This is a genomic window from Pseudoalteromonas sp. MQS005 (assembly GCF_001661605.1).
Taxonomy (GTDB): Bacteria; Pseudomonadota; Gammaproteobacteria; order Enterobacterales; family Alteromonadaceae; genus Pseudoalteromonas; species Pseudoalteromonas tetraodonis.
Genome location: NZ_LYRQ01000017.1, coordinates 1 through 15118 on the forward strand (window position 1 = coordinate 1; position 15118 = coordinate 15118).

Here is a 15118-nt window from a genome sequence, read left to right on the forward strand (position 1 = left end):
TTTTATTATTTTAATGCCGGCTTAAGTTAACAGAAAGTTAACCAATTAATTCTAGGATATTATAATATGAAAAAGAATAAACTCGCCTTAGCATTAGTTCTTACTGGTATTTGTGCAGCCGGAACTGCCCATGCTGCAAACGATCGCTTCATCATTCAAGTTGATAACAATAAAAAAGGTGTTGTTAAAGCGCTTACTAAAAAACTAGGTGGTGAGATTAAAGTAGATGGTAATGGATTTATTGCCGCAAAATTTACTGGTCAAGATTTAAGTAGCTTAAAAGGCCTACTCAACAACCCACATATTAAACTCATTGAAGAAGATCATAAGCGTGTACCTATGTCATTATTTAACGATGATGTAGGCGATGTAATGCAGCAGCAAATTACGCCTTATGCCGTTTATCAATCACAGGTTGATCAAGTAACTTTTGATGCCAATGCAGGCATGAAAGTCTGTGTTATCGATTCCGGCTTAGATAGCTCAAACCCTGACTTTATTTGGGGCAACATCACCGGTAATTGGTTTGATAATGACGGCCCACATGGGACGCATGTAGCCGGTACAATTGGTGCTGCAGATAATAACCTCGGTGTTGTGGGTATGGCACTGGGTGTGGCAATGCACATTATTAAAGTATTTAACGAATCAGGCTGGGGTTACTCATCTGACTTGGCTCAAGCAGCAGATTTATGTTCTCAAGCAGGTGCGAACATTATTAGTATGAGCTTAGGGGGCGGCGGCTCAAACAGTACAGAATCAAATGCGTTTGCTAACTTTACCAATGCAGGCGGCCTTGTTGTTGCTGCCGCGGGTAATGATGGTAATAACGTACGTTCTTATCCTGCAGGCTACCCGTCAGTTATGATGGTTGGTGCTAATGATGCCAATAATCAAATTGCTGATTTTTCACAATTCCCAAGTTGTTCATCAGGTCGTGGTAAACGTGCAACAAACGATGAAACCATTTGTGTAGAAGTAACAGCCGGTGGTGTTGATACGCTATCAACCTACCCTGCAGGTATGGCTACAGCAGCGAGTATGTCAGCCGATGGCACAGCATATAATTCATCAGCAATGGAAAATGCAGGTCAAGTCACGGCGAGTGCCTACTTTATGGGGACCGGCGAAACAGTTGATCCAGCAGCGGCTGGTAAAGTATGTATGATTGACCGCGGCGTTGTTTCATTTTATGACAAAGTTGCTAACTGTGAAAACTCAGGCGGTTTAGGTGCGGTTATTATCAACAATGAAGCCGGCATGTTATACGCAACACTAGGTGATACCAACGATACTTCAATTCCTGCTGTAGGCGCTGCATTTGAAGATCGTAGCGCATTAGTTGCTAGTACAAACGTGACAATTAATATTGGCGCAACTGATTATGGTTTTATGAGTGGAACGTCAATGGCAACGCCTGCAGTTTCAGGTATTGCTGCGCTAGTATGGTCTAACCATAGCGACTGTACAGGCACAGAAATTCGCGATGCGTTAAAAGCAACAGCGCAAGATCAAGGGGCTGCTGGTCGTGATGATTACTTTGGCTATGGTATTGTAAAAGCGGCAGACGCTGATGCTTACCTTACAGCAAACGGCTGTGCGGGTGGCGATACTGGTGGTGTTGATCCAGAGCCAGGCGTAGATGATATCTCTCTTAGCGCTTCAGGTTACAAATCAAAAGGCACTAAATTTGTTGATTTAAGTTGGAATGGCGCAGCAACAAGCCAAGTTGATATCTACCGCAATGGTAGCAAAGTCATTACCACTGCAAATAATAATGCCTACACCGACAGTATAAATACTAAAGGGGGTGGTACGTATACATATCAAGTATGTGAAGCGCTGAGCACTACGGTGTGTTCAAATAATATCACCGTTAGTTTTTAATAAATTTAGCACTTCGTTATGTTTAAAAGTATAACGGCTAGTTTTATAACAACTTAGTATCCTCAACTTAGCGGGCAATATGCCCGCTTTTTATTTTTGTATTTGCTTGATAAAATCACTTACCACTTCTTTTTCGTACTATTTAATGATCAACCCTGACTTTTTGCTCTCATTTTTACTCGCCAGCTTTTTAATGGCCGTTGCGCCTGGGCCATCAAACGCGTTTTTAATGGCACAAACATTTGCTAACGGGCGAAAAGCAGGTATGCAAAGTGCTTTTGGCTTTGCCTTAGGTGGCGTAGTACATACATTTTTTGCAGTTATTGGTTTAAGTGCTATTTTAAAAGCCTCTGAAACAGCCTATGCCAGCGTACAATATGCAGGTGCAGCCTATTTATGTTACTTAGGTTTTATGATGCTTAAAGGCACGTTTATGCCACCATCTTGTGAGCAAAGCGATAAACCGCATGTTACAACCAATAAAAACAAAAATGTCATGTTTCAAGCCATGATGACAGAAGTGCTTAATCCTAAGGTGGCTTTGTTTTTTATTGCTTTTATCCCACAATTTGTTGACCCTAGCTTGTCATCTGCAACCTTTCAGCTGGCATTTTTTGGGCTACTTTATCCAATCTTTGCTTTTCCGATTGACTGCACGTATATTTATTTCGGCGATAAAATAGCTCAATTTTTTAGAAATCACCCAAATAGCCAGCTCTGGATTGATAGGTTCACAGGCATTGTATTTATTGCCTTGGCTATCAATTTATTACTCTAACTAATAAGAATCAGCATGGATCAAAAAATACAATCTCTACCTGCGCAAAAAAATATAGCCTTAGTAGCACATGACGGCAAAAAAGCCGCGCTTAAGTTATGGTGTGAAAAACATAAGGCCACTCTAAGTAAACACACTTTATATGGCACAGGGACTACTGGGCATTTAATTGAGAAAACAACAGGGCTTGATGTTATTCAATTATTAAGTGGCCCTATGGGCGGCGATCAACAACTCGGGGCGAAAATAGCGGAGCATGAAATACATGTATTAGTCTTTTTTTGGGACCCTTTAGCCTCGCAACCGCATGATCCCGATGTTAAAGCTCTGCTACGTTTAGCTGCTGTGTGGAATATTCCTGTGGCGTGTAATGAAGTGAGTGCCGATATGCTACTTAGCTCACCATTAATGGATATAGAGCTTGAGCGAACATTGCCAGATTACGAAAAATACCTCGCAACCCGACAAATATCTCTATAGCAGCTTACTTATAAAGCATGCTGGCCCATTTAGTAAGGCCAGCAGTTACACTACCAAAGTGATCACCGTTCACCATTTTTATGTTGCCTAAATGCTCACTCAACGCCGCTTTAATTAATGGAGACTGTGCACTTCCTCCCGTTAAGTAAATCACATCGGGAGTGGTATTCGCATCAGTAATTGCCTGTTTAGCCAAGGTAACAATCTGACTAATGCTATCGTCAACAGCAAGCGCTAAATCAGCGACTGAAATATCTTTGCTTAATGAGTTATCTAAAAAGGCTAAATCACAATTAAAACTATTTGCGGATGTTAATGCAATTTTAGCCGCTTCAGCTTGTTGAACTAATTGGTGACCTTGCTTATTTTGCTGTAAGTGAATAAGTCGTTTATAAAGTTCAGGAGCGCTGACATCGCGTAACTGCGCACTGAGTTCACGATAATGCTGAGCACTATAAAACTGGCTCTGTAAATTCACATCGTTAATTTTACAAGCTTGCCAAAATGGTTGATTAGGTAGCGGTAAACCTGATTTAAACGTACTGCCAAGCCCGAGTAACGGCATTAAACCATGGTAGCTCAAAGCAATATCTAAATCGTTTCCGCCAACACGTTTACCACTATGTGCTAAAAAGTCTGCATCTCGCTGGCTATTTCCTCTAAAGCTTGGCCCCATTTGTACAAATGAGCAGTCACTGGTACCACCGCCAATATCAATCACCAATACTTTTTGGTCTTGCTTTAAATCACTTTCATAATCAATCCCAGCCGCGAGTGGCTCATATAAAAACTCAACATCTTTAAAGCCTGCTCGGTTTGCTGCGCGTGTTAAAATACCCACGGCTTGTTGGTTTGACTGCTCACCACCGACCGCTTGAAAATTCACTGGGCGCCCAATAACAGTTTGGCTCAGCGTATACCCTAACGATAATTCAGCACGTTGTTTTATTTTTAAAATCATTGCTGTGGCAATATCTTCAAAAAAATTGATTTGCCCTTGCTTTAAGCCCGTTGCGCCAAAAAATGATTTAGGGGATTTTACAAAATAACCCTCTTCAGGAAATTGTACATATTCACTAATTGCCTCACGGCCAATGAATAGGGTGTCGTCGCCGGCTTGTAAGTCTAGGTCTGATTTAATTCGCGGGAGTGTATTAAGTAAGGGTTGGCGCGCGGTTTTATAGGCATGCTCATGCTCTGAGCCCTGCAAATGCTGCGCAACAAAATCAACGACTAAGGCGCTATGATGTGTGTATAAAGTTGATGGAAGATAATGTTTGCCTTGCTCTAAAGGGATAAGCTGAACACGCTCTTCGTTTAAAACACCCATAGCACAATTAGAACTACCATAATCAAAACCAACAAACATAGATCACCAAACATTACCAAAAAGGCCGCGCAATTTAGCATAATTGCTAAAAAATATATACTGAATTGGCCTACACTCTTTATTTTTCGGGTCTTTCTCGCAAAAAGCTAGCAAAACGCGGTAAACCATTTTTAGTGTATCCGTGGTATCGATAAGTGATTGTTGAACCAATGGCTGGCGGACGCTTGCGTTCTTCATCACTAAAGCCCGTGCCAATAGAAAAGGTTACGCCTTGCTTGGTTTGCACTCGCAATGCCCCGAGCATACCTGTGTATTTACCTTTACCTGGTAAATATTCAATAACTAGCGCTTCAGCATCCAAATAAGGTTTGAGTTTTAACAATGCACTAGAGCGACCACTCGTATGCTTAGCCTCTGCTAAATGAAGCATAACGCCCTCCCCGCCTTGTTTGGTGACCTCATTAAAGTAATCACTTAGTTGCTGATTGTCGCTAAATTGATATTGCTTAACCGCCTTAATATGTGAGCTATTTAACTTAGTAATGAGTGACAGGTAATTTTGATAGCGACGATGAAAAGGCGTGTTTGTATCTGGCATATCAAATACTTGATAAGTCACTGTTTGCCAGAGTAAGTCGTCGGGTATTTTTGTTCTAACAATACCACTGAGAACAGAAAATTGACCCCGCTTGGTCCATAACTCACCGTCTAACCAAACATCAGGCAAAGGGGCGGTAAACCACTTAGGAGGATTAATTGGATTACCTTGGCGGGTAACAAATTGTTTCCCCGTCCATATTGCTCTAACGCCGTCAAACTTTTCACTCACCAAATATTGGCGAATATCGTTATGCTTAGTTTCATCATAAACATCAGCGAGTTGCACCTGCGGCAATTGCGCTAATAAACTCGCACTAAAAAGCGTTAAAAAAATAAATAGGTATCTTTGAATAGTAACCATAACTGCATCCTTGCAAATTTAAATATGGCTTAAACTATAGTTGAGATTGAAGCCATTGCCAAAATTCTTCAAGGTTATCCATTTGCTGTGTTGCTTTACTGAAGTCGTGCTGCTCGGTGTGCTTATTAGCAATCGCTACAACGGCTAAGGCTGCATTATTTGCTGCTGTTACGCCAGTGAAGGTATCTTCAACGGCAATCGCATTTTTTGCAGCGACCTGCATATTTTTAAGTGCTAATAAATAGGGATCACCGGCAGGCTTTGGATTGGTTACATCGTCTTTTGTAACCACCGTATCAAATAAATCATAAAACCCTAATCCTTTTAGTATTGGCTCAGCTTCATAGCGTGCGCTGCCTGTTACTAACGCCATTTTTAAGCCTTGCTCTTTAACCGCGAATAAAATATCTGCAGCATAAGGCATTAAAGGCGGTAAATTGGTTTGAACGAATTTGCTAAACAAACGGTATTTTTCATCCGCTAAATAGCGACTACTCACAGACAAGTTATGGGTTTGTTTTATTTCCTTTGCAGCGTCAATCGTGGGGCGCCCAGAAAATCGCTGGCAAAAATCATCTTCGTCATAACGCACACCAAAAGGCGCAAGTAATTGGCTCCAGCAGATATAATGCACACTTTCAGAATCAACTAACGTGCCATCCATATCAAATAATACCGCTTCAATAGACATACTTTCTCCTTGTTGTTTAGCTGTCTAGCTAATCAGCCTATGCTCTGAATAATAAAAAAGGTGCCTAAGCACCTTTAATTAATTTATGTTACTCGGTCAAGCCTGCTGGTGGCTCAGCATAAGCGTCTTCACCGGTGTCTACATCAACTAACTCGTAACCACGGGCTTTGCGCATCACTTTAAGTACGGGTTTCTCAAATGCGGTTTTTAAGCGCTCAGCATCATCTTTTAGTTCATCTAACGTGGTACCAAACGGCGCTGCACCCGTTTCTGACCAGTTAGTTACTTTACCATTTAGGTTATATTCCACTTCATGTATTTGATATTGCGCCGCTTCATCTTTGGTTGCTTCACAAAAAATTACACGGTAATTCCAAAATCCAGCCATTATTTTTTCTCTTTAATAAACATATGAGCGCTACTTTAGCAGCTCTACAAAAATAAAAAAGCCTGCACTAGGCAGGCTTTTATCAATAATTACAATTTAACGTTAAATTTTTCGATTAGAAAAAGTTAACTTTAAATTCAGCACCAATGTAACGCTCTTCGTTAACCATTGCTGTGTTGTTGTTGAAATCAACACCACCAATCGCTTGTTGCTCGTCAAATAGGTTACGCACGAATGCTGATACTTCATATTCGTAGTCGCCTTGTGCCCATGCATAACCAGCACGTAGGCCTACTTCTGTTAGTGGCTTACCTTCAAACTCAACTGATTCATATAAGAAAAAGTCAATTTCACTGCGGTACGACACATCAGCGTAAGTGAAGAATTCACCTTCAGCGAGTTCTTTAGTGTAACGAAGTGTGATGTTAGAGATCCACTCTGGTGCATGCGGTAAGCTGTTGCCATCAAGCATAGCTTGACCATTGATGATTGGATCTAAAAGCTCCAATCGACTTGGTGCAGCAATACTAAGAGTATCGTCTTTAAGCTCAGTTTTGTTGTAGCTTAAGTTAAATGTTGCGTTTAGTTCGTCCGTTAACACCCACTCAGAATCAATTTCGAAACCGTAGCCAGTTGTTTTATCAGCATTTAATAAACGGTTAAAGTTAGCGCCACCACCTACAGCTGTTAGCTGTTGGTCGTCCATGGTGTAATAAAATACGGTTGCGTTAACACGGCCTTGGCCATCTAACACGTCAGATTTAATACCTGTTTCAAACGAGGTAACAGTCTCTGAATCAGCAACGGTTACTTCATCACCAAATAAGATACGACCCTGAATACTTGGTGCACGGAAACTGTTAGCAATACGACCATACCAGTTTACGTCATCGTTGATTTTGTAGTTAGCCGATAAATCCCAGCTTACGTGATCATCGCTTACATTTTTTTCAATATAAGTCGCAGCACCACCAATTGGGCTAAGCGTACGATTTGCTGAGAACTCTTTCTCATCGTCAGAGTAACGCAGGCCTGCTGTTACTTTTAAATCATCAGTAATGGTGTAGTCAACTGAGCCGAACACAGCCCATGCTTTAGTGTCTTGCTGTTGGCTAACAAAACCATTTAATGCCCCAGCTGGTGCTGAGAAAGTATCATAGCTAAAGTTTTCAATCGTTAATGCTTCGTCAAAGTAAAAAACACCCACTTGGTAGTTTACATCACCAGCAAAGTTGCTTGATAAACGTAACTCTTGCGTGTATTGGTCTTGGTCTGGAATACCATCAGCACTTTCTGAAGAGAAAGGAATAAGGCCTGGGCCCATATAATCTGGGATATAAACCGCACCGTAACCACCATCAATGTCAGCACGAGAGTAAATTTCTGCACTTTCCCAACCAGAGATTGACGTTACTGTGTGGTTAGCTAAGTCCCACTCAAGTTTAAGGCTTGCACCTTGTGATTCCACTTGTTGCGTCGCACGCGATGCGGCATCGTGGTAAACCACATCATTTTCAAAATCATCAACTAAGTCGTTAGTGCCAGGCTTGATAGTATTGGCACGAAAGGCAATTGGAGAGCCATCTAAATCACGGACATGGTAGTTAAATAATCCAGTGAAATCGTCACCTTCATATAAAAATTGAATACGTGCAGCTTGTTCAGTGTAACCACCTAAGGCATCTTTTTGTTCAAAGCCCGGTGCACGATTATCAATGTAATCGTCTTTATCTTGCCAAAGTACTGAAACACGCGTTGATAAACGGTCTGTTAATGAACCACCAACTGCGCCTTCAAAATCAACTGCGCCGCGGCTACCGTATGATACAGAGCCATAACCTTCAAATTCTTGACTTGGTTTAACGGTATCAAATTTAACTAGACCAGCTGGCGTATTACGGCCGAACAACGTACCTTGTGGGCCACGAAGCACTTCAACACGCGCTACGTCAAATACAGGGAAACCTTTTAAAATAGCATTTTCTTGTACAATTTCATCAACCACAAGTGACACAGGCTGTGAAGCATTCAAATCGAAATCAGTGTTACCTAAACCACGTACATAAAAGCGTGGGAATGAACGACCAAATGAAGATTCAATAGATAAACTTGGGATTTTCGCATTCATAAAACGAATATCCATACCAGCTGAGCTGTAAGCATCTAAACTGTCGCCTTGCAGGGCTGAAACAGCAACAGGTACTTCTTGAGCGTTTTCTACTCGTTTACGAGCAGTTACTTGAATAACTTCTAGTTGGTTCTTCTTAGCAGTAGTTTCTTGCTCAGCAGCTAGGGCTGAAATTGAAGTACCTGCTACGGCAGAGAACAACGTTGCATTGATAAGGGTTGCTAACGTAGATCTTTTCATTGCTTTCATGTCGGGGTTAACCTTTTTAGTGCACTCTTGTTCAACGGTTGATGTGTTGCGCAATTAAATAATTACGGATTCAGTCAATTTTTCGCGACTTGCTCTATGCGGCGCGGACCTTATTACCGAGAGTACAAAAACGGCATAAATAAGGCTGACTGAATGCGCGAGATTATACCATGCTGTAATTAATTTACCGCATGCTGAGTGTTAAAAATATAAACTTATTTTTAACACTTAAGCGCACTATCCCGACTTTTAGTGTACTTTTCGCAACTAAACAACCAAAAAGCGGACATATGTCCTTACAATGAATTGTTAAAAAATATAGCAAAATAACGCGGCACTTTTTTAAATACTACTTTTTCACTAATGAACGTGTGAGTGCAATTTCACCATCAATATGAATATCTCGCTGCGGGAATGCAATCACCACATCGTGTTGTTCAAACACTTCATAAATACTAAAGCGAATATCACTGCGCACTTGTCTTAAGCGAGTTTCAGATTCAGCGCAGACCCAAAAAATAGCATTAAAGACCAGCGAGCTGTCGGCAAAGTCATCAAACAATACGGTTGATTGAGGCGTTGTTAATATTGCTTCATGTTCATCTAATACTTGCTGAATTAACTTTTTAACCAGTAATACATCAGAGCCATAAGCTACGCCTACGCTTACCGACGAGCGCGCATTGCCATCAATGAGCGTCCAGTTTGTAACCGTATTTTCTAATAACTGGCTATTAGGGATCAACATATGCACCCCGTCGTTTCTGCGAATGCGGGTAGAGCGAGTGTTAATAGTTTCAACCACCCCTTTTGCAGTGCCAACCTCTAAAAAGTCACCAATACGGATTGGCCGCTCCCACATTAATATCCAACCGCTAATAAAGTTATTAATAATATTTTGTGCACCGAACCCCACACCAATGGCAATCGCACCCGATACAAAGGCAAATGCGGTTAGTGGAATGTTGAGCACCTCAAGGGAGGTAAAAAGTAAAATCGCAATACTTAAAATAAAATAAAAACGCGTAAATAAATGCACAGCATCAGGGCTCATTTTTCGAGCTAATAATGACTTTTTAATTAACTTGCCAATCTGCGTCACCACAAACCACATGGTAAACAAAATAAGGGGGACTTGAATGACTTTTGCTACGGTAATGTGAATGTCGTTGTAGCTAAACAATACGAAGGCGAGAATGTGATTAATTTGTTCTAAGTTCATTGATTTTCCATGTATAAAGTCGCACGCAAATAGTTATTTTTTATGTGCTAGTAATACCCCAAGTTTAGCATGTGGCTAGCTTAAATCTATATTTACAAATTTAAAATAACCACCCAATTAAGCACTCTGAACCCCGCTATTCGCATTTATATTTTGTATTGTGGTCGGTGCTTGCTAAGGCTGTATACACTTTATTGATGATTTTTACTGCTGTTTTTATCTACATATCGAGCTTATGTAATCTAATTTGCGTTTAAATCCCGCTTTAAATCGATAAACTTTGTTGTATATAAGTCAAAATTTGGTAAGTTAACTGGGTTTTCGACTCGAAAAGCCTATTTCGGCTACTATTTTTATGGAGTTATTATGCGTAAAACACTGATCGCCACTACGATTGCTAGTGCACTTTTATTATCTGCCTGTTCTTCTGAAAGCACTCAAGAAACAAAACAACAAAGCACAACACAAGTGCAAGATATCAATGCAAGCAATGTATTATTTAAACCAAGCCCATTACAATACATGGCTCCTGAGTTTGATAAGTTTGGTACCACTGAATACGAAGCCGCATTTGATGCAGGTATTGCACAACATAATGCAGAAATTATGGCAATTGCCAATAACCCAGAACCAGCTACTTTTGAAAATACGCTGGTAGAAATGGAACTTGCAGGTGAGCTATTAAACCGCGCATCAGCTGCCTTTTATAACTTATCAGGTCTTATCTCTAACGATGAGTACCAACGCATTGATAAAAAAATGGCGCCTGTGTTCTCTGCACACTCTGATGACATTTACCTAAATGGTGCATTGTTTGCTCGTGTACAAACAGTATACGACAACAAAGATAAATTAAGCGCTGAAGATCAACGCCTTGTTGATTTTTACTACAAACAGTTTGTTAAAGCCGGTGCTAAATTAAACGATGCTGAAAAAGCAAAAATGCGTGAAATTAACGCTGAACTTGCAAAGCTATCAACAGAGTTTTCTCAAAACGTATTAAAATCGTTTAAAGAAGACGTCATTTTAGTAACAGATAAAAGCAAACTGGCTGGTTTATCTGAAGGTGAAATTGCAGGCCTTGCAGCTGCTGCTAAAAAAGCCGGCAAAGACGGCTACATGATCACCCTAGTGAACACCACGCAACAGCCAATCTTAGCAAGCCTTGAAAATCGAGATCTTCGTGAGCAAATTTTTAAAGCGTCAACCAATCGTGCAGCTAAAACCAACGGCCCTATTATTATTAAAGAAACTAACTTACGTGCACAAAAAGCAGAACTGTTAGGCTTTAAAGATTGGGCTTCTTATGTAATGACTTCACGCATGGCGCAAACTACTGATAACGTGTACGGTATTTTAGATGACCTTGCACCAAAAGCAGTGGAAAAAGCGCAAGCAGAAGCAAAAGCGATTCAAAAAGTAATTAACGATTCGGGCGAAAGCTTTGAACTTAAGCCATGGGATTGGTCTTTCTACGCAGAAAAAGTGCGTGCTGAAAAATACGACCTAGATCCAGCCTTAGTTAAGCCTTACTTTGAAATGCAATCGGTTATTCATAACGGTTTATTCTTTGCAATGGAAAAACTTTACGGCATTACATTTAAAGAGCGTAAAGACCTACCGGTTTACCATGATGATGTAATGGCATTTGAAGTATTTAATGCCGATGGCAGCGCAATTGGTTTATTTTACATGGACCCGTATGCACGTGAAGGTAAGCGTGGCGGTGCATGGATGAGTGCATATGTAAGTCAGAGCGGCTTAAAAGGCACTAAACCGGTTATTTATAATGCGCAAAATATTCCTAAGCCAGCTGAAGGCGAACCAACGCTAATGACGTTTGACGAAGTGTCGACTATGTTCCATGAGTTTGGTCATGCAGCGCACGGTTTATTCTCTGACGTTAAATACCCAAGCCTAGCGGGTACTGCTACAGCGCGTGATTTTGTTGAATTTCCATCACAAGCACATGAAGACTGGATGATTGAGCCAAGTGTATTAGCTAACTACGCTAAGCATTACAAAACAGGTGAGCCAATTCCTCAAGCACTACTTGATAAAGTACTTGAGTCGCAAAAATTCAACCAAGGCTTTGGTACCACTGAATATTTAGCTGCAGCACTACTGGATATGGAATGGCACTCATTTGGTTCTGATAAGAAAGTAGCTGATGTACAACAGTTTGAAAGTGAGGCATTAAAGGCACACGGTATTGATTACTACCCTGTACCACCTCGTTACAAATCAAACTACTTTAGCCATACCTTTGCAGGTGGTTACTCAGCAGGTTACTACGCTTACCTATGGACTGAAGTATTCGCCGCTGATGCCTTTGCTCACATGGAGAACAACGGTGGCTTAACGCGCGAAAATGGCGATAAGTTCCGTAAAGAAATCCTATCAAAAGGTAACAGCCGTGACTTAATGCAAAGCTACATTGAGTTTAGAGGCCAAAAACCAACGACTGACGCATTGCTTAAGCGCCGTGGTTTAGTTGACTAATCGATTACTTTAATCGTTAATAAAAGCCCGCTTGCGGGCTTTTTTAACTTGTTTAAAACGCCATTTAACTCAAACACTTAAACAATATAACTTGGCTATGTTAACCTTAAAAAAAATTAAGGTGCCTTTATGAAATACACGTTTCTCCTCCCTCTCTCATTGCTGCTAAGCACATTGAGTTTTGCTAACGAAAAGCAACATGCCGATATTATTATTAACCACGCGAATATTGTTGATATCGAAAATGCAGTGGTGATCCCCAATCAAACAATTGCCATTTCTGACTCTAAAATTATTGCCCGCGGCGATAACTCACTTAAATTAAACTACAGTGCCACCACGCAAATTGATGCACAAGGGCGCTTTGTTATGCCAGGCCTTTGGGATATGCACGTGCATTTTGGCGGTGGCGAACAATTAATTGAAGAAAATAAGCAGCTACTGCCTTTATATTTGGCCTACGGCGTAACAACGGTGCGCGATGCCGCCGCCGATTTAAGTGAATCAGTTCTAAGCTGGCGCGAGCAAATAAGCAAAGGTGAACTGATAGGTCCCACTATTTATACCTCAGGCCCTAAGCTTGAAGGTAAAGGCTCTATTTGGCCGGGCGACCTTGAAGTGGAAACACCCCAAGAAATGCATGCTGCTATTGATAAACTAGACGCGATGAATGTCGACTTTATTAAAATTACTGACAGCGCATTAACCCCTGCGCTTTATTTACAGGCAGTAAAAGAAGTTAAAAAACGTGGTTACAAAATATCAGGGCATATTCCGTTTTCGTTATCAGTGACTGATGTATCTAGCGCGGGTTTAGACGCGATAGAACATATGACATATTTACTTAAGGCGGCAGCTAAAAACGAAGATGAAATTTCAGCTAAAGTAAAAACCGGTGAACTGAGTTACCGCAGCGCCTTACCCATTGTGATGAATAACATAGATAAAGACACCGCAATGCAAAAATACCGTCTATTAGCCAAAAACAACACCGCGGTTGTGCCAACCTTAATTGGCGGCCAAGTTACGGCTTATATTGACGAAGATAACCACCAGCAGGACGAGTTTTTAAATTACTTAGGTAAGGGCCTAAAAGACACCTACCAGTGGCGCGTTGATCGCGCAAATAAAGATACTCCTACACAAATTAAACAGCGTAAACAACGCTTTGTTCAAACCGCTCAACTGCTACCTTGGGCACAAGAGGCGGGTGTGCCTATTATTGCGGGCACCGATGCAGGCTTTTTAAATTCTTATATTTACCCTGGGCTGTCGCTTCATCAAGAATTAGCTCTTTTTAGTGACTATGGCCTAACTCCACAACAGATACTGCAAAGTGCGACTGTGGCGGGGCCAACATTTTTAAATAAAACCCAGCAATTTACCTCTTTAGAAGTTGGTAAAGTGGCAGATATTATTATTTTACAGCGCAATCCATTAATTGATGTGCGTAACACGCAATCATTACAAGGGGTGATCAGCCATAACCGCTACTATAATAAAGCCGCACTGGAAGACCTTAAAGCACAAGCAAAACAATTTGTAAGCTCACAGCAATAAGTTAATTATTGGGCTCAGTTAGCTGAGCCCTCCCTTTGTTAGTCGGTGTAGTATACACTCGCGTTTTTAATTTGGAGCAAGCAACACCATGGGCTATTTATTTGCCGTCACTCTATTATGGGCGTTTTCGTTTAGTTTAATTGGTGTGTATTTAGCAGGCCAAGTTGACGCATGGTTTAGTGTGTTAATTCGTGTTGCTTTAGCAGCGTTAGTATTTTTGCCTTTTTTAAAGAAAACCCCCACCCCGCTTGCATGTAAACTCATGCTGATAGGCGCACTGCAACTGGGGGTTATGTATGGCTTTTATTACCACTCATTTTTGTTTTTAAGTGTGCCTGAGGTGCTGTTATTTACTGTAATGACCCCGCTTTACATTACGCTTTTAAACGATGCGCTAAATAAACAGTTTAATCCGCAGTTTTTTATCGTTGCGTTTATTGCCGTACTAGGTGCTATTACCATTCGTTATGAAAACTTAGACAGTAACTTTTTAGTCGGATTATTACTGGTTCAAGGCGCTAATATTAGTTTTGCCATCGGCCAAGTAACCTACAAACGATTAATGCTTAATAAACAACTCGATGATAAAACCGTATTTGGTTGGTTTTTTATTGGCGCACTAATTGTTGCAAGCGCCTGTTACGCCTTATTTGGTGATCTTAACAAATTACCAAGTACTTCAACTCAATGGGGCATACTGATTTATTTAGGTATTGTGGCCTCTGGTTTAGGCTACTTTATGTGGAATAAAGGCGCGACGCTTGTCAATGTTGGTGCGCTGGCGGTGATGAACAACTTACTTATTCCTGCCGGTATAATTGTTAATGTGCTTATTTGGAATCGAGACGCTGACCTACTTAGATTAAGCATTGGCGGGGGAGTGATGCTGGTTGCCTTAGTGGTAAACCAAATAATGACTAAATCAGCAAATTAATCACTCTG

The 15118-nt window shown here is 40.9% G+C and carries 12 protein-coding genes; 6 read left to right on the top strand and 6 right to left on the bottom strand.

What is annotated here, in order from left to right:
- Window positions 1-66: 66 nt before the first annotated feature.
- The 3 genes from A9479_RS07855 (at window position 67) to A9479_RS07865 (ending at window position 3145) form a co-directional block, all read left to right on the top strand.
- Window positions 67-1887 carry a S8 family serine peptidase gene (locus A9479_RS07855; RefSeq protein ID WP_064663124.1) on the top strand — a complete coding sequence of 607 codons (1821 nt, stop codon included), beginning with the start codon at window positions 67-69 and terminating at the stop codon, window positions 1885-1887.
- A gap of 145 nt (window positions 1888-2032) precedes the next feature.
- Window positions 2033-2665 carry a LysE family translocator gene (locus tag A9479_RS07860; RefSeq protein WP_033103913.1) on the top strand — a complete coding sequence of 211 codons (633 nt, stop codon included), beginning with the start codon at window positions 2033-2035 and terminating at the stop codon, window positions 2663-2665.
- Window positions 2666-2680: 15 nt separating this feature from the next.
- Window positions 2681-3145 carry a methylglyoxal synthase gene (locus tag A9479_RS07865; protein ID WP_013464445.1) on the top strand — a complete coding sequence of 155 codons (465 nt, stop codon included), beginning with the start codon at window positions 2681-2683 and terminating at the stop codon, window positions 3143-3145.
- A gap of 4 nt (window positions 3146-3149) precedes the next feature.
- Here the strand turns inward: A9479_RS07865 and yegD are convergent, their stop codons facing one another.
- The 6 genes from yegD to A9479_RS07895 form a co-directional block, all read right to left on the bottom strand.
- Window positions 3150-4514 (bottom strand): molecular chaperone, encoded by a 1365-nt coding sequence (yegD, locus tag A9479_RS07870; RefSeq protein WP_064663125.1) that lies wholly within the window; start codon window positions 4512-4514, stop codon window positions 3150-3152.
- A gap of 79 nt (window positions 4515-4593) precedes the next feature.
- Window positions 4594-5436 carry a DNA ligase gene (locus A9479_RS07875; protein WP_064663126.1) on the bottom strand — a complete coding sequence of 281 codons (843 nt, stop codon included), beginning with the start codon at window positions 5434-5436 and terminating at the stop codon, window positions 4594-4596.
- A 34-nt stretch (window positions 5437-5470) separates the two neighbouring features.
- Window positions 5471-6127, bottom strand: coding sequence for an HAD family phosphatase (locus A9479_RS07880; RefSeq protein WP_064663127.1), 657 nt, complete (start codon window positions 6125-6127; stop codon window positions 5471-5473).
- A gap of 88 nt (window positions 6128-6215) precedes the next feature.
- Window positions 6216-6515: a hypothetical protein gene (locus A9479_RS07885; protein WP_024602851.1), complete on the bottom strand. Its 300-nt coding sequence runs from the start codon at window positions 6513-6515 to the stop codon at window positions 6216-6218.
- A 115-nt stretch (window positions 6516-6630) separates the two neighbouring features.
- On the bottom strand, window positions 6631-8892 hold the full coding sequence (locus tag A9479_RS07890; RefSeq protein ID WP_064663128.1) for a TonB-dependent receptor: 2262 nt from the start codon (window positions 8890-8892) through the stop codon (window positions 6631-6633).
- 349 nt (window positions 8893-9241) lie between these two features.
- Window positions 9242-10114, bottom strand: coding sequence for a mechanosensitive ion channel family protein (locus A9479_RS07895; protein WP_064663129.1), 873 nt, complete (start codon window positions 10112-10114; stop codon window positions 9242-9244).
- Window positions 10115-10480: 366 nt separating this feature from the next.
- On the opposite strand from A9479_RS07895, the gene A9479_RS07900 reads away from it, so the two are divergent.
- The 3 genes from A9479_RS07900 to A9479_RS07910 all read left to right on the top strand — a co-directional run bounded on the left by A9479_RS07900 (window position 10481) and on the right by A9479_RS07910 (window position 15110).
- Window positions 10481-12616 carry a M3 family metallopeptidase gene (locus A9479_RS07900; protein ID WP_064663130.1) on the top strand — a complete coding sequence of 712 codons (2136 nt, stop codon included), beginning with the start codon at window positions 10481-10483 and terminating at the stop codon, window positions 12614-12616.
- A 129-nt stretch (window positions 12617-12745) separates the two neighbouring features.
- The gene (locus A9479_RS07905; protein WP_036956832.1) at window positions 12746-14176 is read left to right on the top strand and encodes an amidohydrolase family protein; all 1431 of its coding nucleotides are present in this window, start codon (window positions 12746-12748) and stop codon (window positions 14174-14176) included.
- 88 nt (window positions 14177-14264) lie between these two features.
- A complete protein-coding gene (locus A9479_RS07910) occupies window positions 14265-15110 on the top strand; it encodes a carboxylate/amino acid/amine transporter (protein WP_036956831.1) in 846 nt (281 codons plus the stop codon).
- Window positions 15111-15118: the final 8 nt, after the last annotated feature.

Bases quoted from the DNA above. Each gene is read 5' to 3' on its own strand.
- A9479_RS07865 (WP_013464445.1), top strand. From the start codon at position 2,681: ATGGATCAAAAAATACAATCTCTACCTGCGCAAAAAAATATAGCCTTA.
- A9479_RS07905 (WP_036956832.1), top strand. From the start codon at position 12,746: ATGAAATACACGTTTCTCCTCCCTCTCTCATTGCTGCTAAGCACATTG.
- A9479_RS07890 (WP_064663128.1), bottom strand. From the start codon at position 8,892: ATGAAAGCAATGAAAAGATCTACGTTAGCAACCCTTATCAATGCAACG.
- A9479_RS07880 (WP_064663127.1), bottom strand. From the start codon at position 6,127: ATGTCTATTGAAGCGGTATTATTTGATATGGATGGCACGTTAGTTGAT.
- A9479_RS07855 (WP_064663124.1), top strand. From the start codon at position 67: ATGAAAAAGAATAAACTCGCCTTAGCATTAGTTCTTACTGGTATTTGT.
- A9479_RS07900 (WP_064663130.1), top strand. From the start codon at position 10,481: ATGCGTAAAACACTGATCGCCACTACGATTGCTAGTGCACTTTTATTA.
- A9479_RS07860 (WP_033103913.1), top strand. From the start codon at position 2,033: ATGATCAACCCTGACTTTTTGCTCTCATTTTTACTCGCCAGCTTTTTA.
- A9479_RS07910 (WP_036956831.1), top strand. From the start codon at position 14,265: ATGGGCTATTTATTTGCCGTCACTCTATTATGGGCGTTTTCGTTTAGT.
- yegD (WP_064663125.1), bottom strand. From the start codon at position 4,514: ATGTTTGTTGGTTTTGATTATGGTAGTTCTAATTGTGCTATGGGTGTT.
- A9479_RS07895 (WP_064663129.1), bottom strand. From the start codon at position 10,114: ATGAACTTAGAACAAATTAATCACATTCTCGCCTTCGTATTGTTTAGC.
- A9479_RS07885 (WP_024602851.1), bottom strand. From the start codon at position 6,515: ATGGCTGGATTTTGGAATTACCGTGTAATTTTTTGTGAAGCAACCAAA.
- A9479_RS07875 (WP_064663126.1), bottom strand. From the start codon at position 5,436: ATGGTTACTATTCAAAGATACCTATTTATTTTTTTAACGCTTTTTAGT.